The sequence below is a fragment of the Streptomyces sp. NPDC036813 genome (assembly GCF_055609245.1).
The window spans coordinates 26,214-49,591 of record NZ_JBVJPV010000010.1; the positions used below are offsets into that span (position 1 = coordinate 26,214).

The 23,378-nt window shown below is 72.2% G+C and carries 20 protein-coding genes; 15 read left to right on the forward strand and 5 right to left on the reverse strand.

Features of this window, described 5'->3' with window-relative positions:
* Positions 1–114 precede the first annotated feature (114 nt).
* The 9 genes from ACZ67Q_RS21200 (at position 115) to ACZ67Q_RS21240 (ending at position 10,181) form a co-directional block, all read left to right on the forward strand.
* The gene (locus tag ACZ67Q_RS21200) at positions 115–309 is read left to right on the forward strand and encodes a hypothetical protein (RefSeq protein WP_361625446.1); all 195 of its coding nucleotides are present in this window, start codon (positions 115–117) and stop codon (positions 307–309) included.
* 187 nt (positions 310–496) lie between these two features.
* Positions 497–781, forward strand: coding sequence for a Sec-independent protein translocase subunit TatA (gene tatA / locus ACZ67Q_RS21205; RefSeq protein ID WP_471184290.1), 285 nt, complete (start codon positions 497–499; stop codon positions 779–781).
* Between the two features lie 47 nt (positions 782–828).
* Entirely contained in the window at positions 829–1,779 is a 951-nt protein-coding gene (gene tatC, locus ACZ67Q_RS21210) for a twin-arginine translocase subunit TatC (RefSeq protein ID WP_471184293.1), read from the forward strand.
* Positions 1,780–1,914: 135 nt separating this feature from the next.
* The gene (locus ACZ67Q_RS21215; protein ID WP_471184296.1) at positions 1,915–4,767 is read left to right on the forward strand and encodes a DEAD/DEAH box helicase; all 2,853 of its coding nucleotides are present in this window, start codon (positions 1,915–1,917) and stop codon (positions 4,765–4,767) included.
* Between the two features lie 754 nt (positions 4,768–5,521).
* Complete coding sequence (locus ACZ67Q_RS21220) at positions 5,522–7,162, forward strand: sensor histidine kinase (protein WP_471184298.1); 1,641 nt, start codon at positions 5,522–5,524, stop codon at positions 7,160–7,162.
* On the forward strand, positions 7,159–7,566 hold the full coding sequence (locus ACZ67Q_RS21225) for a roadblock/LC7 domain-containing protein (protein ID WP_361625431.1): 408 nt from the start codon (positions 7,159–7,161) through the stop codon (positions 7,564–7,566). Before ACZ67Q_RS21220 ends, ACZ67Q_RS21225 begins: the two co-directional genes overlap by 4 nt.
* Complete coding sequence (locus ACZ67Q_RS21230) at positions 7,563–7,973, forward strand: DUF742 domain-containing protein (protein WP_471184302.1); 411 nt, start codon at positions 7,563–7,565, stop codon at positions 7,971–7,973. Before ACZ67Q_RS21225 ends, ACZ67Q_RS21230 begins: the two co-directional genes overlap by 4 nt.
* Complete coding sequence (locus ACZ67Q_RS21235; RefSeq protein ID WP_471184305.1) at positions 7,954–8,574, forward strand: GTP-binding protein; 621 nt, start codon at positions 7,954–7,956, stop codon at positions 8,572–8,574. The genes ACZ67Q_RS21230 and ACZ67Q_RS21235 overlap by 20 nt, the downstream gene beginning before the upstream one ends.
* A gap of 65 nt (positions 8,575–8,639) precedes the next feature.
* On the forward strand, positions 8,640–10,181 hold the full coding sequence (locus ACZ67Q_RS21240; protein WP_471184308.1) for a cytochrome P450: 1,542 nt from the start codon (positions 8,640–8,642) through the stop codon (positions 10,179–10,181).
* 21 nt (positions 10,182–10,202) lie between these two features.
* Here the strand turns inward: ACZ67Q_RS21240 and ACZ67Q_RS21245 are convergent, their stop codons facing one another.
* A complete protein-coding gene (locus ACZ67Q_RS21245; protein ID WP_471184311.1) occupies positions 10,203–11,150 on the reverse strand; it encodes an RluA family pseudouridine synthase in 948 nt (315 codons plus the stop codon).
* Positions 11,151–11,230: 80 nt separating this feature from the next.
* On the opposite strand from ACZ67Q_RS21245, the gene ACZ67Q_RS21250 reads away from it, so the two are divergent.
* A complete protein-coding gene (locus ACZ67Q_RS21250) occupies positions 11,231–11,812 on the forward strand; it encodes a GNAT family N-acetyltransferase (protein WP_471184314.1) in 582 nt (193 codons plus the stop codon).
* 45 nt (positions 11,813–11,857) lie between these two features.
* Here ACZ67Q_RS21250 and ACZ67Q_RS21255 read toward each other — a convergent pair whose 3' ends face one another.
* Both ACZ67Q_RS21255 and ACZ67Q_RS21260 read right to left on the reverse strand, forming a co-directional pair.
* Positions 11,858–12,700, reverse strand: coding sequence for a siderophore-interacting protein (locus tag ACZ67Q_RS21255; RefSeq protein ID WP_471184317.1), 843 nt, complete (start codon positions 12,698–12,700; stop codon positions 11,858–11,860).
* Positions 12,701–12,765: 65 nt separating this feature from the next.
* On the reverse strand, positions 12,766–13,686 hold the full coding sequence (locus ACZ67Q_RS21260; protein ID WP_471184320.1) for a 5'-3' exonuclease: 921 nt from the start codon (positions 13,684–13,686) through the stop codon (positions 12,766–12,768).
* Between the two features lie 210 nt (positions 13,687–13,896).
* Here ACZ67Q_RS21260 and ACZ67Q_RS21265 point away from each other — a divergent pair, with 210 nt between their 5' ends.
* The 4 genes from ACZ67Q_RS21265 (at position 13,897) to ACZ67Q_RS21280 (ending at position 19,301) form a co-directional block, all read left to right on the forward strand.
* A complete protein-coding gene (locus tag ACZ67Q_RS21265) occupies positions 13,897–14,988 on the forward strand; it encodes a quaternary amine ABC transporter ATP-binding protein (protein WP_471184322.1) in 1,092 nt (363 codons plus the stop codon).
* Positions 14,981–17,590, forward strand: a complete 2,610-nt coding sequence (locus ACZ67Q_RS21270) for an ABC transporter permease/substrate binding protein (protein WP_471184325.1) — start codon at positions 14,981–14,983, stop codon at positions 17,588–17,590. The genes ACZ67Q_RS21265 and ACZ67Q_RS21270 overlap by 8 nt, the downstream gene beginning before the upstream one ends.
* Before the next feature lie 425 nt (positions 17,591–18,015).
* A complete protein-coding gene (locus ACZ67Q_RS21275) occupies positions 18,016–18,585 on the forward strand; it encodes a helix-turn-helix domain-containing protein (protein WP_361625401.1) in 570 nt (189 codons plus the stop codon).
* On the forward strand, positions 18,582–19,301 hold the full coding sequence (locus tag ACZ67Q_RS21280) for a helical backbone metal receptor (protein ID WP_471184328.1): 720 nt from the start codon (positions 18,582–18,584) through the stop codon (positions 19,299–19,301). Before ACZ67Q_RS21275 ends, ACZ67Q_RS21280 begins: the two co-directional genes overlap by 4 nt.
* Here ACZ67Q_RS21280 and ACZ67Q_RS21285 read toward each other — a convergent pair.
* Entirely contained in the window at positions 19,213–20,334 is a 1,122-nt protein-coding gene (locus ACZ67Q_RS21285; protein WP_471184330.1) for a TDT family transporter, read from the reverse strand. The genes ACZ67Q_RS21280 and ACZ67Q_RS21285 overlap by 89 nt on opposite strands.
* 70 nt (positions 20,335–20,404) lie before the next feature.
* Here ACZ67Q_RS21285 and ACZ67Q_RS21290 point away from each other — a divergent pair, with 70 nt between their 5' ends.
* Positions 20,405–21,370, forward strand: a complete 966-nt coding sequence (locus tag ACZ67Q_RS21290) for a LysR family transcriptional regulator (protein WP_471184333.1) — start codon at positions 20,405–20,407, stop codon at positions 21,368–21,370.
* A 1,248-nt stretch (positions 21,371–22,618) separates the two neighbouring features.
* Here ACZ67Q_RS21290 and ACZ67Q_RS21295 read toward each other — a convergent pair.
* The gene (locus tag ACZ67Q_RS21295; RefSeq protein ID WP_471184336.1) at positions 22,619–23,374 is read right to left on the reverse strand and encodes a FadR/GntR family transcriptional regulator; all 756 of its coding nucleotides are present in this window, start codon (positions 23,372–23,374) and stop codon (positions 22,619–22,621) included.
* Positions 23,375–23,378 lie beyond the last annotated feature (4 nt).

The window sequence follows — 23,378 nt, forward strand, 5'->3', positions numbered from 1 at the left end:
GGACCCGAGTCGCGCGCCCGTGCCGCACGGTTTGTCCCGGACCGCGCGACGCCGCGCTCCCGTCCGGGCCGACCCGCGCCGGACACCGCCTTCGCAGGGTCTAGGCTCAACGGCATGTTCTGGCCGATGTTCGCGGTAGCTGTGGGTTTCGTGGGTCTCGCCGTGCTGGGTGTGCTGGCCGTCCGGGTGTTCCTGGAGGCGCAGCGGCTGGGCCGGCAGGTGGCGGATTCCACACGCCGTATCAACAGGGCGGCCGAGGACCTGGAGCGGGCCACGGCGAGCGCGGCCCGGGCCGTGGATTCGCTGTAACCGCACGGGTAGGCTGCTGATCGCGGGGCGGAGAACGAGGCCCGCTCCGTGAGCCGGGAGTACGCACGGGGATTGCCTCACGTTTACCCCTGGGCGTTACGATCGCTGCCAGAACGGCTGATCGGACGCGTGTCCGACCAGTCGGACAGCACCCCACCCTGCCGCCTCGGTGAGAAGGTAAAGACTTATGTTCGGAAGGCTCGGAGCCCCCGAGATCATTCTCATCCTCGTCGTCATCATCCTGCTGTTCGGCGCGAAGAAGCTTCCGGACATGGCCCGCTCGCTGGGCAAGTCGGCCCGCATCCTCAAGAGCGAGGCCAAGGCGATGAAGGACGAGGGCAGCGGCGGCACGTCCGCCCAGCCGCCCGCCACCGACGAGCAGCCTCCCGCGCAGCGCACCATCCAGGCGTCCCCCGGTGACGTGACCAGCGCCCGACCGGTCAACGAGCCGACGGACACGACCAAGCGCTGACGCAGGGCCGGTGACCTCCGGCCCGCCGCACGAGATGGGAACGTGGGTTGCTGAAGCCTGCCCGCAAGAAGGAGAAGGATCCCGAGGGGCGCATGCCCCTTGCGGAGCACCTTCGTGAGCTCCGCAACCGGCTCGCGAAGGCGATGCTGGCCGTCGTCGTCGTCACCGTCGTCGCCGCCTTCTTCTACAACGACATCATCAACTTCCTCACCCAGCCGATCCTCGACTCCGTCGGCTGCGGGAAGAGCTTCGAGGAACTGGCCCGTTCCACGAGCGACAACCAGCAGTGCGCGCGGATCACCATCAACGGTCTCCTCGCCCCCTTCACGCTGGCACTGCAGGTCTCCTTGATGGCGGGTGTCGTCTTCGCCTCGCCGATCTGGCTCTACCAGCTGTGGGCGTTCGTCGCGCCCGGTCTGCACCGGCACGAGAAGAAGTACGCCTACGCGTTCGTGGGCACCGGCGTCCCGCTCTTCCTCGGCGGCGCCTACTTCGCCTACCGGGTGCTGCCCACCACCGCGAAGGTGCTCATCGACTTCACGCCGCACGGCGTGGACAACCTGCTGCCGCTGGACGACCTGCTCCAGCTGGTCACCCGCATGGTGATCGTCTTCGGGCTCTCGTTCGAGCTGCCCCTGCTGCTGATCATGCTCAACCTCACCGGGGTGCTCAGCGGCAAGCGCATGCTCAGCTGGTGGCGCGGCATGATCCTCGGGATCACCGTCTTCGCCGCCGTCGCCACGCCCAGCACGGACCCGCTGTCCATGCTGGCGCTCTCCGGGCCGATCTGGGTGCTGTACTTCGGCGCGGTCGCCTTCTCCCTGCTCAACGACCGCCGCCGCGAGCGGCGCGCGGCCGAGGGCCCCCACGACGACGAGGCGTCGGAACTGGACCTCACCCCCGAGGCCATCGAGGACGTCGAACCGGTCAGCGCCAGCCGCGCGCTGCCGGAGCAGACGAGCACGGAACGCGTCAACGGCTACGACGACGTGACCTGAGGGTCCCACGCACGGCCGGCCGTCCCGCACCGCGGGGCGGCCGGTTCGCCGTTGGTGGCCCCGCTCCGGCCCGGGCACCGCACGCATCCCCGCTGAGCTGGGCGTACGGCAGGTTCACAGCAGGAGATCCGGTTAATGATCGTCCTGTTGTCAGTGCGGCCCGGTACGGTGGAAAGCACGATGACACAGGACCTCTCACCGGCCGAGCGGTACGCGGCAGCACGCAGGCGAGCTGCCGAGCAGGCCACCGCCCTCGCGTCCTTCCGCGAGATGTACGACTTCGGCCTCGACCCCTTCCAGATCGAGGCCTGCAAGGCCCTCGAGGCGGGGAAGGGCGTGCTGGTCGCCGCGCCCACCGGCTCCGGCAAGACGATCGTGGGCGAGTTCGCCGTCCACCTCGCCCTCCAGCAGGGCAAGAAGTGCTTCTACACCACGCCCATCAAGGCGCTGTCCAACCAGAAGTACGCCGACCTGTGCCGGCGCTACGGCCAGGCGAAGGTCGGTCTGCTGACCGGCGACAACAGCGTCAATTCCGACGCCCCCGTGGTCGTGATGACCACCGAGGTGCTGCGGAACATGCTGTACGCGGGCTCCCAGACCCTGCTGGGCCTCGGATACGTGGTCATGGACGAGGTGCACTACCTCTCCGACCGCTTCCGCGGCGCCGTATGGGAGGAGGTGATCATTCACCTGCCCGAGTCGGTGACGCTGGTGTCGCTGTCGGCGACCGTGTCCAACGCCGAGGAGTTCGGCGACTGGCTGGACACCGTCCGCGGGGACACCGAGGTGATCGTCTCCGAGCACCGTCCGGTGCCGCTGTTCCAGCACGTGCTGGCCGGCCGGCGGATGTACGACCTGTTCGAGGAGGGCGAGGGCCAGCGCAGAGCGGTCAACCCCGACCTGATGCGGATGGCGCGCATGGAGGCGAGCCGCCCGTCCTTCCAGGACCGCAGGCGTGGCCGCAGCATGCGCGAGGCCGACCGGGAGCGGGAGCGTCGCCAGCGCTCGCGGATGTGGACTCCGGGGCGGCCCGAGGTCATCGAGCGTCTGGACGCCGAGGGCCTGCTGCCCGCGATCACGTTCATCTTCTCCCGCGCAGCCTGCGAGGCGGCCGTCCAGCAGTGCCTGTACGCGGGCCTGCGGCTGAACGACGACGAGGCCCGGGAAAAGGTGCGTGCGCTCGTCGAGGAGCGCACGGCGTCCATCCCGGCCGAGGACCTGCACGTCCTCGGCTACTACGAGTGGCTGGAGGGCCTGGAGCGGGGCATCGCCGCCCACCACGCGGGCATGCTGCCGACGTTCAAGGAGGTCGTCGAGGAGCTGTTCGTGCGCGGCCTGGTCAAGGCGGTCTTCGCCACCGAGACGCTCGCCCTCGGCATCAACATGCCCGCCCGGTCCGTGGTGCTGGAAAAGCTCGTCAAGTGGAACGGCGAGCAGCATGCCGACATCACCCCGGGCGAGTACACCCAGCTCACCGGGCGGGCCGGCCGGCGCGGCATCGACGTCGAGGGCCACGCGGTCGTGCTGTGGCAGCGCGCCATGAACCCCGAACACCTCGCGGGGCTGGCGGGCACGCGCACCTACCCGCTGCGCTCCAGCTTCAAGCCGTCGTACAACATGGCGGTCAACCTGGTGGAGCAGTTCGGGCGGCACCGCTCGCGTGAGCTGCTGGAGACGTCGTTCGCCCAGTTCCAGGCGGACAAGTCGGTCGTCGGGATCTCCCGGCAGGTGCAGCGCAACGAGGAGGGACTGGAGGGCTACAAGGCCTCCATGACCTGCCACCTCGGCGACTTCGAGGAGTACGCGCGGCTGCGCCGCGAGCTGAAGGACCGCGAGACGGAGCTGGCCCGGCAGGGCGCCAACCAGCGGCGTGCCGAGGCGGCGCTCGCGCTGGAGAAGCTCAAGCCGGGTGACGTCATCCACGTCCCGACCGGCAAGTACGCGGGTCTCGCGCTGGTGCTGGACCCCGGTCTGCCGGCCGGGCGGTCCAACGGACACCGCGGCTTCGACGCCCACGACGGTCCGCGCCCGCTGGTGCTGACCGCCGAGCGGCAGGTCAAGCGGCTGGCCGCGATGGACTTCCCGGTGCCCGTCGAGCCGCTGGAGCGGATGCGGATCCCGAAGTCCTTCAACGCGCGCTCCCCGCAGTCCCGGCGTGACCTTGCCTCCGCGCTGCGCACCAAGGCCGGGCACATCCCGCCGGAGCGGCACCGCAAGAAGCGCTCGCAGGCCGCCGACGACCGGGAGATCGCCCGTCTGCGCAAGGCGCTGCGGGCGCATCCCTGCCACGGGTGCGACGAGCGCGAGGACCACGCCCGCTGGGCCGAGCGGTACCACCGGCTGCTGCGCGACACCCGGCAGCTGGAGCACCGCATCGAGGGCCGCACGAACACGATCGCGCGCACCTTCGACCGGATCGTGGCGCTGCTGACCGAGCTGGACTACCTGCGCGGCGACGAGGTCACCGAGCACGGCAAGCGGCTCGCCCGGCTGTACGGCGAGCTGGATCTGCTGGCCAGCGAGTGCCTGCGCGCCGGCGTCTGGGAGGGCCTGTCGCCGGCCGAGCTCGCCGCGTGCGTCTCGGCGTTGGTGTTCGAGGCGCGGATGAGCGACGACGCCATGGCGCCGAAGCTGCCGTCGGGCAACGCGAAGGCGGCGCTCGGCGAGATGGTGCGGATCTGGGGGCGGCTGGACGCCCTGGAGGAGGACTTCCGGATCAGCCAGACCGAGGGCGTCGGCCAGCGCGAGCCCGACCTCGGCTTCGCCTGGGCCGCCTTCATGTGGGCCTCCGGGAAGGGCCTGGACGAGGTGCTGCGCGAGGCGGAGATGCCCGCAGGTGACTTCGTCCGCTGGTGCAAGCAGGTCATCGACGTCCTGGGCCAGATCCAGGCGGCGGCCCCCGCCGCGGGCTCCACGGTCCCGAAGGCCGCCCGCAAGGCGGTCGAGGCCCTGCTGCGCGGCGTCGTGGCGTACTCGTCGGTGGGCTGACCGAACCTGAAGCGGACCTGACGGCCGACGCCGGCTGCGCGCGCCCCACGGGCGCCGCGCAGCCGGCGTCGGCCGTTCGCGGCAAGGCGTGGTGCCACGGCCTGAACCGGGCCCGTCGCCGCCGCTCCGAACGGAGGCCGCCGGCCGACAGGGCTGGGCCGCCTGACTGCTCCCCGGCGCCACCGGGCATCGGCGGGGCGACGTCCAGGTCCTGCCCCGAGACCACTTCGACGCCCACCGCGCCTACGGTCCCCGCCGGCCGGGGCGGGCCGATGTGCTTGCGGTCCGCCATGTGCTGCGTCTCCTGGCGCCCGACGCGCCCCCGCACGGCCGCCCCCCTGTCCGCACGCCCTCCCGTACGTCCGCACGCCCTCCCGTCCGCACGCCCGCCTCCTGACCGCACGCCCTCCCGTACTTCCGCACGCCCGCCCGTACGCCCATGGGGGCGCCCGGCGTGCAACCCGCTGTGCCCCCGCGTGGCCGCCGCCGGGAGAGGTCGGTACGGCACTCGTTACGGTGAGTCATTTCGCACGCCCGTGCAGCGTGACACATCGTGTGCGAATCGATCCTCAGCGTGTAAATGAAGTCGAGCGTACTCCTGTCGCGGGAGGGAATTCAGCGGCTTCCCGAACATGACCCGGCGATGATCCGGTCGGACTAAGCTCGCCCGCAGCGCACCGAGTTGAGGCGTATTCGTGCGTTTGTTCCCCGAAGCTCGTTTTTTCCCCAAAACTCCTTAGATTCAAGGACCTGCATGGTGAGCGTCCAATCCCCCCCTCGTCGCCGTGAACTCCCTGCCGTCGGCGTGCTGTTGCTGCCCGTCATAGCGATGGCCGCGGCGACCGGGGCCGCCGTCGCCCTGGTCACCGAACCGGCCCGGTCGGCCGTGACCGTGTGCGGCGGCATCGCCACCGTCCTGGTCGCCCTGACGGCCGCCGAAGCGCTGCGCCGCGGCCGCCGGTTGCGTGCCCAGCAGGCCGAACACGCCCGTCACACGGCGTATCTGGAACAGCGCCTCGCCACCCACGACGCGGACGACCACCGCCTCGCGTACGAACTCCTGCCGCTCGCCGTCGAATACCTGCGCCGCGGAAATTCACTCTTCGACACGACCCGCGACATCCTCGACGGCGATTCACGCTTTCGTGGGCTGCGCGAGGCCGGCCGTGAGGTCATCCTGTCCGTGCTGCGCATCCTCGACCACGAGGAGAACCTGCGCGACTCCCAGCAGCGCGCCTTCGTCAGCGTCGCCCGCCGCGTCCAGGCCATCGTCCACCAGCAGTTCAAGGAACTGCGGGAGATGGAGGAGGACCACGGTCGCAGCCCCGAGGTCTTCGACGACCTGCTGCGCATCGACCACGGCACCTCGCTGATCGGTCGCCTCGCCGACTCCGTCTCCGTCCTCGGCGGCGGCCGCCCCGGCCGCCAGTGGCCCGAACCCGTGCCGCTGTACAGCGTGCTGCGCGGTGCCATGTCGCGCATCCTGGAGTACCGGCGCATCTCGCTCGACAACATCGCCAAGGTCAACGTCCGCGGCATCTCCGTCGAACCGGTCATCCACGCCTGCGCCGAGCTGCTCGACAACGCCACCCGCTACTCGCCGCCGCAGACCAAGGTCCACGTCACCGCCACCGAGGTGCAGAGCGGCGTCGCCATCGAGATCGAGGACGCCGGTGTCAGCCTGACCGAGGAGTCCCGCGCCCGCCTCGAGGGCATCCTGCAGCGGGCCATGGCCGGCGTCGACCTGAACATCCTCGGTGAGGCGCCCCGCCTGGGCCTCGCGGTCGTCGGCCGCCTGTGCACGGCGCACGACATGCAGATCTCGCTGCGCTCCTCCGCCTACGGCGGCGTCCGTGCCGTACTGATCGTGCCGAGCGCCATGCTCACCGACCATCCGGCGCCCGGTTTCGCGCACGGCGTCGGCGCCACCTCCCTGCCCGCGATCGGCCCCGACGTGGCCGAGGGCCCCAAGCGCCCGCCGAAGAAGCGCCGCCCGACCAACCCGCGCATCCCGGAGAACCTGTCGCTGGAAGACGACGTCCCCGTGGTCACCGAGTGGACCGAGAAGGGCCTGCCGCAGCGGCGCAGCAAGGCCGTCATCCCGATCACCGAGCTGCGTGCCCAGCAGTACGCCGAACAGGACCGCCTGGAGCGCGAGGAGCGGGAAGCACGCGAGCGCGAGGCCACCGTCTGGGCGCAGTCCCGCACCGAACCGGAGCCGAGGAAGGACGAGCCGGCCCCCGGCATGTGGGTCGAGGCGTTCTGGGACGGGCTGAAGAAGGACCTGCCGCCCGGCACCCACCCCACCGAGTTCACGCGCAACCCCAGCGCGTTCAGCTACCTGCTCAACGACAAGGGCCGCCCCGAGGGCGACGACGAAGGGGATCTGACGTGATCCAGCAGCGACAGAACTTCGACTGGATGCTCAAGGAGCTCTACGACAGCGTTCCAGGCATCGAGATGATCGTGGTGCTGTCCGCCGACGGCCTGCGCATCGCCCGCTACAGCGGCGACCCCGACGCCGCCGATCGTGTCGCCGCCGCCTGCGCGGGCCTGCAGAGCCTGGCCGGCGCCGTCGCCCAGGAGCTGCCCGCCAGCAGCGGCGAGATGAAGCTGGTCGTCGTCGAACTGGACCGCGGCTACTTCTATCTGATGGCCGCCGGCGCCAACGCCTACCTCGCGGTGCTCTCCGACATCCGCTGCGAACCCGGCGCGATGAGCCACTACATGCGTGACCTGGTGCTGCGCATCGGGGAGCACCTGACCAGTCCGCCCCGGCGCAACGGGCAGACCGTATGACGCCTCCGCAGCGCCAGAGGCGACAGCGCAAGGAACCGTCCCCGCCCGTGCCGTCGCCCCGGCCGGCGCAGCAGGAGGGCGACAAGAAGGCACCCGAACGGCTCTACATCATCACGGGCGCCGAGGGCGACCGGGCCAAGCTCGACCTGGTCACGCTGATCGTGGCGCACGCCGACCCGCCGTCGTCCGCCACCCCCGAGCAGACCGCAGTGCTCCGGCTGTGTGCCGCCCCCCTGTCCGTGGCCGAACTCTCGGCCTATCTGCAGCTGCCGTTCAGCGCGATGACCGCGCTGCTCACGGAGATGCTGGCCGGCGAGCTGGTGCACGCGCGCGCCCCGATCGTCCGCCAGCAGCTGCCCGACCGATCCCTTCTCGAAGCGGTGATGCATGGACTTGAAAGGCTCTGACACCCTCCCCGGCCCACGGGCGGAAGATCATCTGCCGCAGTCCACCCAGGCGGCGGCGAAGATCGTGATCGTGGGCGGTTTCGGTGTCGGCAAGACCACCATGGTCGGCTCGGTCAGCGAGATCAAACCGCTGACCACGGAGGAGACCATGACCCAGGCCGGTGTCGGGGTCGACGACAACTTCGGCTCCGAGACCAAGACGGCCACCACCGTGGCGATGGACTTCGGCCGTATCCGCGTCTCCGACGAGGTGGTGCTGTACCTCTTCGGCACGCCCGGCCAGGAGCGCTTCTGGTTCCTGTGGGACCGGCTGTTCCAGGGCGCCCTGGGTGCGGTCGTCCTGCTCGACACCCGCCGCCTGGAGGTCAGTTACGAGGTCATGGGCCGGCTGGAGGAGCGCGGTGTGCCGTTCGTGGTCGCCGTCAACACCTTCCCCGACGCGCCCCGTTACCCCGTCGAAGACCTGCGGCAGGCGCTCGACCTGGTGCCGGGGATCCCGATCCTCGAGTGCGACGCCCGCCGGCGCGCCTCCAGCCGTGACGTCCTGCTGACCCTGATGCGGTTCCTGACCGGTCTGTCGGCGGCCGGCCGGCTCACCTGACGTCCGTATCCCCGCGCGTTGTTTCTCCCCTTTCCCGGAGCGACCCCCTTTCCCGGAGCGACCCCGTGACGCCTGAATCCCTGTCCACGACCCAGACGGACGATTTCGCCCTGAGTCCGCCGCCCGGCTGCCCCGCCCACGCCAAGGGGCCCGGCGGGCTGCACCGGCTCTACGGCCCCGGAGCCGATGACCTGGGCGAGCTGTATGAGCACCTGCGGGAGGAGTACGGGCCGGTGGCGCCCGTCCTGCTGCCCGAGGACGTCCCGATGTGGGTGGTCCTCGGCCACGCCGAGAACCTCCAACTCGTGCGTTCGCCCGGCCAGTTCTGCCGCGACAGCCGTATCTGGACGCCGCTGAACGAGGGCATGGTCAAGCCCGACCACCCGTTGATGCCGCACATCGCCTGGGAGCCCATCTGCTCCTACGCCGAGGGCGACGAGCACCTGCGGCTGCGCGGTGCGGTCACCGGTGCCATGACGACCATCGACCACCGCAGCCTGCGCCGCCACATCACCCGGTACACGCAGATCCTCGTCAACAGCTTCTGCGAGAGCGGGGAGGCCGACCTCGTCGGCCAGTTCGCCGAGCACCTGCCGATGGCGGTGATGTGCGAGATCTTCGGCATGGCCGAGGAGTACAACGACCGGATCGTGCAGGCCGCCCGCGACATGCTCCGCGGCACCGAGACCGCCATCGCCAGCCATGCCTACGTCATGGAGGTGCTGCAGCGCCTCACCGCGCGCCGCCGCGCCGAGCCCCAGCACGACTTCGCCAGCCAGTTGATCCGTCACCCCGCCGGGCTCACGGACGACGAGGTCACCAAGCACCTGTGGCTGGTCCTCATGGCGGCCTACGAGGCCACCGCCAACCTGCTCGCCAACGTGCTGCTCATGGTCATCACCGACGACCGGTTCTACGCCAAGCTCAACGGCGGCCAGATGACCGTGCCGGAGGCGGTGGAGCAGTCGCTGTGGGACGAGCCGCCGTTCAGTACGGTCTTCGCGTACTACGCCAAGCAGGACACCGAGCTGGGCGGCCAGCGCATCCGCAAGGGCGACGGGCTGCTGTTCGCGCCCGCCGCCGGGAACATCGACCCGCGGGTGCGGCCCGACCTGAGCGCCAACATGCAGGGCAACCGCTCCCACCTCGCCTTCGGCGGCGGGCCGCACGAGTGCCCGGGCCAGGACATCGGCCGTGCCATCGCCGACGCCGGTGTGGACGCGCTGCTGATGCGGCTGCCCGATGTGCAGTTGGACTGCGACGAGGACGAGCTGCGCTGGACGGAGTCGATCGCCTCCCGGCACCTGGTCGAGCTGCCGGTGCGGTTCGACCCCAAGGCACAGCAGGACGTGAAGGCCGCGCCGAGCCTGCACGGACAGCCGCAGCCGCAGCGTCCGCCGGTGTGGCAGGTGACCGTGCCCCCGCCGGAGCCCGCGACCGCGCCGTACGCACCCGCTTCCGCGGCCGTGCCGGCTCCGCCGCTCGCGCCGCCCCAGCAGGCTCCCGCCGCCGAGCCGTCGTACGGGCAGCCTCCGGTGCCGCCGGCGGACCCGGCCCGGCCGCGCGGGGTGTGGCAGCGTCTGGTGCGCTGGTGGCGCGGGAACTGACCGCCCCCGGCCCGCACGAGCCTAGACGGCCGCCCAGACGTCGTACGACGTCCAGGCCGCGAGGGTACGGCCGCTGCGGAAGCGGTGCTCCGCCCCCGTGACCGGATCGGTGAACTCCAGCTCCCGCGCCAGCAGTTGCAGCGGGCGCCGGAAGTCACCGGCCGGGACGGGGGCGGCGACCCGCGGGTAGAGCGGATCGCCGAGGATCGGCACGCCGAGCGTGTTCATGTGCACCCGCAGCTGGTGCGTCTGACCGGTGGCGGGCACCAGCCGGTACCGGCCGAGGCCGTCGCGCCGCTCGGCCAGCTCGACGCGGGTGACCGCGTTCGGATCGCCGGGCACCTCCCGCGCGGTGAGCACGCCGCGCTCCTTCACGATCCGGCTGCGCACGGTCACCGGCAGCGCCGGCGGCGGGTCGCACGGGGCGATCGCCTCGTACACCTTGCGCACCCGCCGGTCGCGGAACAGCGTCTGGTAGGCGCCGCGCTCCTCGGGGCGCACCGTGAACAGCACCAGCCCGGCCGTGAGCCGGTCCAGCCGGTGCGCGGCGGTCAGCGTCTCGATGCCGAGGTCCCGGCGCAGCCGGGCCAGGGCGGTCTCGGTGACATGGCTGCCGCGCGGGGTGGTGGCCAGGAAGTGCGGCTTGTCGGCGACGACGATGTGCTCGTCGCCGTAGACGACGTCGACCGCGAACGGCACCGGCACCTCCGGCGCGAGCTCCCGGTGGAACCACACGTACGTCCCGGGTGAGTACGGCGCGTCCGGCGCCACCGGCCGCCCGTCGGCGGCGAGGACGAGACCGGCCTCGAAGAGCGCCTCGACCATCCCGGGGCCCGCCCCCGTGAGCCGCGCTACCAGGTACTCCCGGACGGTGGCCCACGACCCGGTCGCGGGCAGCCGCACCCGCACCGGGTCCACTCCGTCGAGCTGGGGGAGCGGCGAGGGCGGGGGCGGGTTACGACGTCTCATCGCAGGCCAGGGTACGAGGGCGGCGCCGCCCGGCGAAAACCGCTGGGCCCGGGCAGCGGGCCGTGGGCAGGATGGGGATCATGCCTGATCTGACGCAGCCGGTGCTGCCCGCCGGCACCTTCTCCCGCATCCTGCAGCCCACGATCCCGACCGGCGACGGCCTGGTGCTGCGCCCGTGGCGCACCGACGACGCGCCCGCCGTGTACGAGGCCTTCCAGGATCCGGCGATCCACCAGTGGCACATCCGCTCCGCCGACTCCGAGGAGGAGGTGCGCGGCTGGATCGCCGAGTGGCAGCGGGCCTGGGCGGGGGAGCGCACGGCGCAGTGGGCCGTCGCCGACGCGGCCGGTGACCGGCTGCTCGGCCGGGTCGGGCTGCGTCAGATCGCGCTGCTCGACGGTGCCGCGGAGGTCGCCTACTGGACGCACGCGGCGGCGCGGGGACGGGGCGTCGCCGCCCGTGCCGCGACCGCGCTGGCCCGCTGGGCTCTGGACGAGATCGGGTTCGAACGCCTGGAGCTGCTGCACTCCGTCGGCAACGAGGCTTCGTGCCGGGTGGCGGCCAAGGCCGGCTTCGCGCTGGAGGGAACCAAGCGGCGGGCCCTGCTCCACCCCGACGGCTGGCACGACATGCACCTGCACGCGCGTGTGCGGGGCGACTGACCACCCCGGCGGCCCGTTGTGCCGAGCGCCCTCCGCCGCCGTCGTTCAGGCGGCGGGTGCGCCCTCCTGCTCGGCCTCCACCCGGGCGTTCCACTCGCGCTTGGAGGCCTGCCAGCCGTCCTCGTTGTGCCCGAGGCGCCAGTAACCGGAGATCGACAGGTCCTCGCGCGGGATGCCGAGGTCCACGCGCAGCAGCCGGCGCAGCTCCTTCACACAGGCCGCCTCGCCGTGCACGAAGGCGTGCACGCGGCCCTCGGGGAACTCCAGCGCGCGCACGGCCTCGACGAGGCACTCGCCGACCGGCCGCTCGCCGCGGTGCAGCCAGACGACGTCGACGTCGGAGTCGATCTTCTGTTCCTCCGCGGGCCCGGCGACCTCGATGAAGGCGTGCGCGACGGCGCCGTCGGGCAGTGCCTCCAGGGCTGCCGCGATGGCGGGCAGCGCGCTCTCGTCACCGGCGAGCAGATGCCAGTCGGCGGCCGGATCCGGGGCGTAGGCGCCGCCCGGGCCCATGAAGCGGACGGTTTCGCCGGGCTGCACGCGCGTCGCCCATGGGCCGGCCAGACCCTCGTCGCCGTGGATCACGAAGTCCAGCGTCAGCTCGCGGTGTGCGGGGTCCCAGGAGCGCACGGTGTACGTCCGGGTCACGGGCCACTGCTCGCGCGGGAACTCCTCGCGCACGCGCTCCATGTCGAAGGGCTCGGGGTAGGTCACGCCGTCCGCCGGGAAGAGCAGCTTGACGTAGTGGTCGGTGCAGGCGCCCGCCTCGAAGGCGGCCAGGCCCTCGCCGCCGAGCACCACGCGCTGCATGTGCGGGGTGAGCCGTTCGGTGCGGACGACACGCGCGGAGTGCACCCTGCGCGGCTTGCGTCCCGGACGTTCTGCCATGACGGCCTCCCTGTTCCCCATGCTTAGGCTTACCTAAGCTAACACCTCGCTCGGGTGTACACCCGTCACACCGCCAACGTGGTCAGCAGTCGCTGCAAGGACCCGCCCAGCCCCCAGTGCCCTGCCAGCTCCTGAAGGGCCGACGCGTCGCGGGGAGCGTGCGGCAGCGCCGTGTCGACGTCCGGCAGTGGCACGTCGTCGGCGACCCGGACCACCTTCGGCGCCACCGCCAGATACGGCTTCGCCTCCGTGAGCCGCTTGCGCTGGGTGGGCGTGAGCTTGGCGCGCGGGTCGTCCACGGCAGCCAGGATCCCGGCCAGGTCGCCGAACTCGGCCAGCAGCTTGGCCGCCGTCTTCTCGCCGACCCCGGCCACGCCGGGCAGCCCGTCGCTCGGGTCGCCGCGCAGCAGGGCCAGATCCGCGTACCCCCTGCCGTCGACGCCGTACTTCTCGCGCAGCAGCGCCTCGTCGGTCAGCTGCAGGGTGCCGACCCCCTTGAGCGGGTACAGCACGCGGACGTCCCGGGCGTCGTCGACCAGCTGGTACAGGTCCCGGTCACCGGTGACGATGTCGACCGGTCCCTTGGCGCGGGCGGTGAAGGTGCCGATGACGTCGTCCGCCTCGTACCCCTCGACTCCGACGCGGGCGATGCCGAGCGCGTCGAGGACCGCCTCGATGACCGGCACCTGCGGCGACAGGGTGTCGGGCACCTCTTCCTCGTCGGGGCCGCTCTCGTGTTCCTCGGCGACGCGGTGCGCCTTGTAGGAGGGGATCAGCTCGACCCGCCACTGCGGCCGCCAGTCGGCGTCCATGCAGGCCACCAGGTGCGTCGGCCGGTGGTCCTTGACCAGGCGGTCGATGAAGTCGAGCAGTCCGCGCACGGCGTTCACCGGCGTGCCGTCCGGGGCCTTCACGGAGTCCGGGACGCCGAAGTAGGCGCGGAAGTACAGCGAGGCGGTGTCGAGGAGCATGAGTCGTCCGGTCACGCTCGCATCATGCCGTACGGCACTGACAGCGGCCGCCCGGCGCGCAGGATGCAACGCGTTGCGCCCCTTAGTGACGTGGCCCACTTGTGTGTTTGCCCGAGGGGAAAGAGGGGAGGCGCGCCTTCGGAGCGATGCCGGTTGCCTGTTCAACCTTTGAGCGGTGCATGTGACCCTCGCTCCTTTCCCTGCCGTCGAGAAGAGAAGGTCCGCGTGTCAGCCAGGCTTGAAGCCGAGCACCTCTACAAGGTGTTCGGCAGACGACAAGATCAGGCGGTGGAACGGCTCCGAGCGGGAGCCGACCGTGAGGAGCTGCGCGCGGACGGCACCACGGCCGCCGTCATCGACGCGTCCTTCACCGTGGACCCCGGCCAGATCTTCGTCGTCATGGGCCTGTCCGGCTCCGGCAAGTCCACCCTCCTGCGCATGCTCAACGGCCTGCTGGAGCCCACCGCCGGCCGCGTCCTCTTCGACGGCCAGGACCTGACCTCGCTCGGCGGCAAGGAACTGCGCGAGGTCCGCGCGAAGAAGATCAGCATGGTCTTCCAGCACTTCGCGCTCTTCCCGCACCGCAGCGTCCGCGAGAACGCCGCCTACGGCCTCGCCGTCCAGGGCGTGCCCCGCGCGGAGCGCGACGAACGCGCCGCCGAGGCACTCGCCCTGTGCGGTCTGGCCGGCTGGGAGGACTCCTGGCCCGACGAGCTGTCCGGCGGCATGCAGCAGCGCGTCGGCCTCGCCCGCGCCCTCGCCACCGACGCCGACCTGCTGCTGATGGACGAGTCCTTCAGCGCCCTGGACCCGCTGATCCGCCGCGACATGCAGGACCAGCTCCTGGAACTGCAGCGCACCCTGAAGAAGACCATCGTCTTCATCACCCACGACCTCAACGAGGCCATGCGCCTGGGCGACCGCATCGCCGTCATGCGCGACGGCCGCATCGTCCAGAACGGCACCGCCGAGGACATCCTGCTGCGTCCCGCGAACGACTACGTCGCCTCGTTCATCCAGGACGTCGACCGCTCCCGCGTGGTCACCGCCGGCGCCGTCATGGACACCGACGGACTGCGCGGCGACGAGGCCGACTGCGGCTGCGCCACCGCGACGCCCGACACGCCGTTCACCGAGCTGTGCGCGCTCAGCGCCCGCGCGGCGCACCCCGTCGCCGTCCTCGACGCGAAGGGCGCGCTCGTCGGCGTCGTACCGCGGCAGCGCCTGGTCGGCTTCCTCGGCGACGAGGAGGGCGCCCCGGGCACCTGCGACAACCGCCGGGACAAGGGTGGGGAGAAGGTGATGACCCGTGCCTAGGATCCCGCTCGGCGACTGGGTCAACGACGCGGTCGACTGGCTGCTGAACCACGTCTCGTGGCTCTTCGACTTCTTCAAGACCGTCTTCACCGGCGCCTACGACGCCATCGAGACCGTCCTCCAGGCGCCCCAGCCCCTGCTGCTCGCGGGCATCTTCGCCGTGCTCGCCTTCTGGCTGCGCGGCACTCTCGCCGGTGTGCTCACCTTCGCGGGCTTCGCCTTCATCGACTCGCTCCAGCTGTGGGACGACGCGATGGTGACCCTGTCGCTCGTGCTCGTCGCCACGCTGATCGCGCTGGTGATCTCGGTGCCGGTGGGCATCTGGGCCGCCCGCTCGGACCGGGTCTCCAGCCTGGTACGGCCGGTGCTGGACTTCATGCAGACGCTGCCCGCGATGATCTACCTCATTCCGGCGATCCTGTTCTTCGGCACCGGCGCCTCCGCCGGCATCGTCGCCACCCTGATCTTCGCGCTCGCCCCCGGCGTGCGCATGACCGAGCTGGGCATCCGCCAGGTCGACAAGGAGCTGGTGGAGGCCGCCGAGGCGTTCGGGACCACGCCGCGCAGCACGCTGCTGCGGGTCCAGCTGCCGCTGGCGCTGCCCACCGTCATGGCCGGCGTCAACCAGGTCATCATGCTCGGCCTGTCGATGGCCGCGATCGCCGGCATGGTCGGCACCGGCGGCCTCGGCGGCGACGTCAACGAGGCCATCGGCCAGCTCAACGTGGGGCTCGGCTCCGAGGCGGGCGTGGCGATCGTGATCCTCGCGATCTACCTCGACCGCATGACGGGCGCGCTCGGCACCCAGGTCTCCCCGCTGGGCCGTCGCGCCGCCGCACGCGCGCGTGCCGCGGGTGGCCTGAAGATCTGGTCCTACCGGCCCCGCCCGCAGGTCGCCGTCATCGGCGTCGTCGTCCTCGGCCTGGTCGCCGGCGGCATGGGCGTCTTCGGCGGCAAGGGCACCGCCACGGCCGTAGCCGACGGCAAGGACGTCGGCCAGGGCAAGAAGGTCACCATCGGCTACATCCCCTGGGACGAGGGCGTCGCCTCCACCTACCTGTGGAAGGAGATCCTCGAACAGCGCGGTTACCAGGTCGAGGCCAAGCAGCTCGACGCCGGACCGCTCTACACGTCCCTCGCCTCGGGCAGCATCGACTTCCAGACCGACGCCTGGCTGCCGACCACCCACGCGCAGTACTGGAAGAAGTACGGCTCCAAGATCGACGACCTCGGCAGCTGGTACGGCCCGACGTCCCTGGAGCTGACCGTCCCGGCGTACATGAAGGACGTGAACACGCTCGCGGACCTCAAGGGCAAGGCCGGCCAGTTCGGCGGGAAGATCACCGGCATCGAGTCCAGCGCCGGTGAGACGGCCCTGCTCAAGAGCAAGGTCCTCAAGGAGTACGGCCTGGACAAGGAGTACAAGGTCGTCGACAGCTCCACCCCGGCCATGCTGGCCGAGCTGAAGCGGGCCTACAGCAAGAAGGAACCGATCGTCGTCCCGCTCTGGTCGCCGCACTGGGCGTACAACGACTACCGGCTGAAGAAGCTGAAGGACCCCAAGGGCGCCTGGGGCAAGGGCGACGGCCTGCACACGCTGGCCCGCAAGGGCTTCGCGGGTGACGACCCGGTCGTCGCGAAGTGGCTGAAGGGCTTCCGGCTGGACGAGAAGCAGCTGACCAGCCTCGAGGCCGGCATCACCAAGGCCGGCAAGGGCAAGCAGCAGGACGCCGTGCGCGCCTGGCTGGAGAAGAACCCGGGCCTCGTCGACAAGCTCGCCCCGGTCCAGAACACCCAGGCCGCCGCCGAGGCCAAGCGGCCGGTCGACGTGGCCTGGTTCCCCTGGGACGAGGACATCGCCGTCACGCACCTGTGGAAGAACGTGCTCGAACGGCGCGGCTACAAGCTGAACCTCAAGCAGATGGACGTCGGCCCGGTCTACACCGGCCTCGCCTCCGGCGACCTGGACCTCAACTTCGACGCATGGCTGCCGTACGCGCAGGGGAACTACTGGGACAAGAGCAAGGACCGCCTGGCGGACCTCGGCACGTGGTACCGGCCGACCTCGCTGGAGATCGCCGTGCCGTCCTACGTCAAGGGCGTGACCTCGCTTCAGGACCTCAAGGGCAAGGCCGGCACGTTCGGCGGGAAGATCATCGGCATCGAGCCCGGCACCGGGGAGATGAACCTGCTCAAGACCAAGGTGCTGCCGGGCTACGGCCTGGACAAGGAGTACAAGGTCGTCGACGGCTCCACCCCGGCGATGCTGGCCGAGCTCAAGCGCGCCTATGCCAGGAAGCAGCCGGTCGCCGTCGTCCTGTGGTCGCCGCACTGGGCGTACAGCCAGTACCACCTGACCAAGCTGAAGGACGACAAGAAGCTCTTCGGTGAGGGCAACACCATCCGGACGATCGCGGGCGAGAAGTTCCCCGAGCAGTACCCGCAGCTCACCCGGTGGATCAAGAACTTCCGGATGAGCGAGGCGGAGCTCGGCGGCCTCGAGGCCGAGATCAACGAGCGCGGCCAGGGCCACGAGGACGACGCCGTCGCCGCCTGGCTGAGGCAGCACCCGGATGTGGCCGAACGCATGACCCCGCAGTAGCCGACCACTGCGTCCGCACCCCCGAGGGGTGGGCCACCCACGCCACCTGACCGCGTGGGAGGGCCCACCCCTCGGGTCATGTCCGGCCGGCCCCGAAAAGATCCGGCCAACCACACAACGCCATGCCACCGCCAGAACCCGGCTCCCGGAAGCGGGAACACCCGTGACGGCCACCGCATTGAACATGACACGGGCATCGCGGTACGCCGAACGCCCCATGAGCCGACCGCCCGGGCAGGTGATCAACTGGCGCGAACCATCAGGTCGGAGCCCACCCCGTGTGTCTTCGTTGTGACGGCCGCATGAAACGGTTTGCCGAACATGCGTAGGGTGCAGAGAACTCAAGCGAAGACCTGCACCCGCCGACCGGGACACACCGAGCGGCGCCACGATCGGGACGACGAGCGAAGGAGGGAGCCGGAGCGATGGGCGACCACAAAGAGCAGCCCCTGCGGGTCGGCGCGGCCGTGCGGCGCCGTCGCCGGGCCCTGGACCTCACCCTCGCCGTCGTGGCCGAGCGCAGCGGCCTGTCGGTGCCCTTCCTCAGCCAGGTCGAGAACGACCGGGCGCGGCCCAGCCGCGGCTCCCTGGAGAAGGTGGCCGACGCCCTGCGCACCACCGCGGTCGAGCTGCTCGCCGCCGCGGACCCGGCGTGCAGCGTCGACGTCGTACGCGCCGAGGACCTCGAACCCGGGCCGGTGCCGCAGGTGCGGTCCCTGGTGCGCGGGCACCACCAGATGCACGCCTCGGAGTTCCTCGGCGACCACGACGCCGGCCGCGAGTTCCAGTACCGCAACGACCAGTTGATGTACGTCGCGGACGGCGCCGTCGAGATCGAGGCCGAGGGCCGCGCCTACCGGCTCGGCCGCGGCGACACCCTGTATCTGACCGGCGGGGTGCGTCACCGCTGGCGGGCGACCGTGCCCGACACCCGGCTGATCGTCGTCGCCGTCGCCGAGCACATCGAGGCCGTACGGGACCGGCCGCGCCGGTGAGGGTCGTCTCGCTGGTGCCCTCGCTGACGGAGGCCGTCGCCGCCTCCGCGCCCGGCGTCCTGGTCGGCGCCACCGACTGGTGCACCCACCCCGCGGGCCTGGACGTCGTACGCGTCGGCGGCACCAAGAACCCCAAGGTCGACCGCGTGCTCGACCTCGCCCCCGACCTGGTCGTCGCCAACGAGGAGGAGAACCGCGCCGCCGACCTCGACGCACTGCGCGCCGCCGGCGTCGAGGTGCTGGTCACCGAGGTACGCACGGTGTGGCAGGCCTTCCGGGAACTGGACCGGGTCGTCGGCGCCTGCGGAGTACGGCACCGGCCGCGCTGGCTGGACGAGGCCGAGGCGGCGTGGCGCACGCTCCGGGCACCGGCCGAGCGCCGGAGCGCCGTCGTGCCGATCTGGCGCCGACCGTGGATGGTGCTGGGCCGCGACACCTTCGCCGGGGACGTCCTGGCCCGGCTCGGTGTCGACCAGCTGTACGCCGGACACGCGGAGCGCTACCCGCGCGTGCCGCTGGAGGAGCTGCGGGCGGCCGGCCCGGACGTGGTCGTCCTCCCGGACGAGCCGTACCGCTTCACCGCCGACGACGGCCCCGAGGCCTTCCCCGGTCATCCCTGTGCGCTGGTCAGCGGACGGCACCTGACGTGGTACGGGCCGTCACTGGCCGAGGCGCCACGGGTGCTGGGCGCGGCCCTCGCAGCAGCTCACCGCTGAGCAGTCCCCGTGCGGTGCCCGTGGCGGCGGCGAGCCAGCCGGCGGCCAGCAGGGCGTACAGGCCGACCGCGAGGGCGTCGAAGGCGACGAGCCCGGTGTGCCGGGCCAGCGCCTCGGCGCCCGTGACACAGGTGCCGACGGGGAAGGTGAACGCCCACCAGCTCATCGTGAACCCCATGCCGCGCCGCCGGGCCCGCACCACATGGGCGCCCGCCAGGCACAGCCACAGCAGCGCGAACCCCATCACCGGCACGCCGTACAGCACGGCGAACACCTCGAAGCCCGTGCCGGCCGGCCCCGGCATCACCGCCGGTGCGGCGTCGGCGAACTTGCCCACCGCGGTGGTGGACTGGCCGAGCGGCCCCAGCACCAGGAACAGAGTCGGGGTGAGCGCGAGCGGCAGCGGCCCGCCGATCGTGCGGGCGAACAGCAGCGGCAGCACCAGCAGGACCGCCAGCAGGCTGAGGCCGAACAGGGCGACACAGGCGAGGAGCAGGGTCTCGCGCGGCTGCCCGGGCGGCAGGTGCGGGACCAGCAGCGGTCCGGCCGCGGCCGCCACCATCGGCCCCACCAGCGGCAGCAGCCACACGGGCGTGGCCTCGTGCACCGGCACACGATGGCGTACGGCCATGAGGTACGGCACCGTGACAGCGGCCGCGAGCGCGACGGCGGTACCGGCGGTGAACAGCAGCGTGTCCAGGGCGACCGCGGCCGTCGTCCCGATCCAGGAGCGCCCCACCGTCAGCGCGCCGGCGCCGACGGAGAGCAGGGCCATCGCCAGGCAGCCGTAGAAGGGGGCCATGGCCGCGTCCAGCAGGTGGGCGCGGGCCTGGTCGCGGTGGTGACGCCAGTGCAGGGCGCGGGCGCAGAGCAGGAGCAGCAGCAGCGTGAGGGCGAGGACCCACAGGGCTGTGCAGGCCGTGCGCAGGCCCGGAACGTGGACGGGGAGGGCGACGCCGGCCGTGGCGAGGACGGCGGTGCCCATCACGGTGGCGTACCAGTTGGGCCCGAGATGCCGGACTGCGGTGATCATGACACCACCGTGCCGTGAGCGCACGATCCCCACCAGGGACGATGTCTCTATGAGGGCATAAGCTGGGTTTATGGCAGAGGTGAGCGGGAGGGAGAGCGGGGCCCAGGCGCCGGGCGGGTCGCTGGCGCACCGGGTACCGGATCTCGGTGCGCTGGAGCTGTTGCTGGCCGTGGCGCGGCTGGGCAGTCTCGGCGCGGCCGCGCGGGAGCTGGGCATCACCCAGCCCGCCGCGAGCAGCCGTATCCGCTCGATGGAACGGCAGCTGGGCGTGGGGCTGGTGGACCGCTCGCCGCGCGGGTCGCGGCTGACGGACGCCGGGGCGCTGGTGACGGACTGGGCGCGGCGGGTCGTCGAGGCAGCCGAGGCTTTCGACGTGGGTGCGCAGGCGCTGCGGGACCGGCGGGACTCACGGCTGCGGGTCGCGGCGAGCATGACCATCGCCGAGTACCTGCTGCCCGGGTGGCTGATCGCGCTGCGCACGCGGCGGCCGGACACGGCGGTGTCGCTGCTCGCCGGGAACTCGGCGGTGGTCGCGGAACGGCTGCTGGCAGGGGAGGCCGACCTCGGGTTCGTGGAGGGGCTGACGCTGCCCGGCGGGCTGGACTCCGCGGTCATCGCCCGCGACCGGCTGATCGTGGTCACCGCTCCCGGCCACCCCTGGGCGCGGCGCCGCCGAGGAGCCGTCTCGGCCGAGGAACTGGCGGCGACACCCCTGATCCTTCGGGAGACGGGTTCGGGGACGCGGCAGGTGCTGGACGCCGCGCTGGGCTCGCCCGCGGTGCCGTTGATCGAGCTGTCCTCGACGACGGCGGTGAAGGCGGCGGCGGTGAGCGGGGCGGGGCCCGCGGTGCTGAGCGAGCTGGTGGTGGGGGAGGAGCTGGCGTCGCGACGCCTGGTGCGGGTCCCGGTGGAGGGAGTGGCGCTGGCGCGGGCCCTACGTGCGGTATGGCCGACGGGCCACCGACCGGCGGGACCGGCACGTGAACTGCTGTCCCTGACCCGCTCACCGTCCCACCCGGGAGACGCGACCGCCTGACCCCCGGGCCCGTGCCGGCGGCTGCGCCCTCGGCCCAGGCATCCCGTGAGGGGACCGACCGCCCGGGCCCACGCCGACGGCTGCGCCTCTTGGCCCCGCCATCCCGGTGCGGCCAGTCCGCCCGGGCCCGCGTCAGGGGCTGCGCCCCTCGGCGCCGGCATCCCGGGTGCGGCCGGACAGCCCGGGCCCGCGTCAGGGGCTGCGCCCCTTGTCCCCGGCGGCGCCTTCGCCCCCGCAACCTGGGGATGTCTGTCCGACGGTCTCGGTTGCGCAACGGGAGGCCGTCTCGGTGCTCGGCCCCGGCCCGGGTCAGGGGCGGCGCTCCTTGGCCCGGCGGGGGCTGTGGCCCGTTGGCCGCGGCGGGGGCTTCGCCGCCTGCGCTCGGGGGTGTTCGTCGGCCGGTCCCGCTTCCGTAAGGGGACGCAGTCACGGTGCCGCCCCGGCCCGCGTCGGGGGCCCCTTGGTCGGCGGGGTCTCGCCTCTGCATCCCGGGGGGCGTCGGTCGGTCTCGTCTGCGTAGGGGCGTGGTCCCGGTGCTCCTCCGCGGCCTGCGTCAGGGGCGGCGCTCCTTGGCCCGGCAGGGTCTGCGCTCCTTGGCCCGCGGGGGCTGTGCCCGTTGGCCCCGGTGGGGTCTCGCCTCCGCGTCCCGGGGAGTGTCCGTCGGTCTCGCCTGCGTAGGGGGACGTGGCCTCGGTGCTCCTCCGCGGTCTGCGTCAGGAGCGGCGCTCCTTGGCCCGGCGGGAGCTGTGCCCGTTGGCCCCGGTGGGGGCTCGCCTCCGCGTCCCGGGGGCGTCCGCCGGTCTCGCTTGCGTGAAGGCACGCAGTCACGGTGAACCACCCCAGCCCGCGTCAGGGGTGGAGCCCCTTGGTCCGGCGCGGGCTGCGCCCCTCGTTTTTCCCGCCCCTGCACTCCGCTGGGGCTTCGCCACCGCGCCCCAGGGGTCCCGCAATGGCCCGCGCCCGAACCTTTGCCCACACCTCACCGGAGGCGCCCCGGCATCTTTGCGCCCCCCGCCGCAGGCGACCCGCGCCCGCCGCAGGCGACCCGCGCCCGCCGCAGGCGATCCGCGCCCGCCGCAGGCGATCCGCGCCCGCCGGAGGCGATCTGCGCCCGCCGGAGGCGATCTGCGCCCGCCGGAGGCGATCTGCGCCCGCCGGAGGCGATCTGCGCCCGCCGGAGGCGATCCGCGCCCCGCCGGAGGCGACCCGCCCCCGCCGCAGGCCATCGTGCCTGCCTCGGTCGCGTTCTTACGCCAAGAAGCCCCGCAGTAGCGCCGCCGTGCCCGCGCAGTGTTCGCGCATCATTTCGCGGGCGCCGTCCGCGTCGCCGTCCAGGACCGCTTCGACCAGCGCCGTGTGCTGGCGCTGGGAGTGTTCCAGGTTGCGCACCAGCAGCGGGATGCAGTCCAGCAGGTCGTTCACCGTGGCCCGTACCGCCGCGTACTGCGTCGTGAGCGTGGCCGAGCCGCTCAGCTCGGCCAGCGTGAGGTGGAGCAGGGTGTCGCGGCGGCGGTAGTCCCCCAGCGGCGCGTCCTGCGTGGCCGCCAGCGCCTCGCGCAGCCGCTCCGCCCGGTCCGGCGTCAGGCCGTGCTGCGCGCACAGGCCCGCCGCGCCCACCTCCAGCACCTCCCGGAACCGCAGCACGTCCTCGATGTCGACCTCGGCGATCCGGCGGCGCAGCTCGTCCTCGCCGCCGGCGTCCGCCATCTGCGGGCGCGGCAGCACAAACGTTCCGCCGTAGCGGCCGCGCCGGGCCTCCACCAGCCCCTGGTCCTGGAGGACCTTCAGCACCTCGCGCAGCGTCACCCGGCTGATCCCGAGCCGCTCCGCCAGCTCCCGCTCGGCGGGCAGCCGCCCGCCCGCCGGCACCAGCCCGAGCCGGACCACCTGGAGGATCTGCTCCAGCGCCTCCTCGAAGCCGTTGCCCGCCCGCACCGGCCGCAGCAGTGGCGTGAGCCGGTCCGCCGCCTCGGCCGGCCCGCTGTCCCCCTCCGTTCGCGCCATCTCG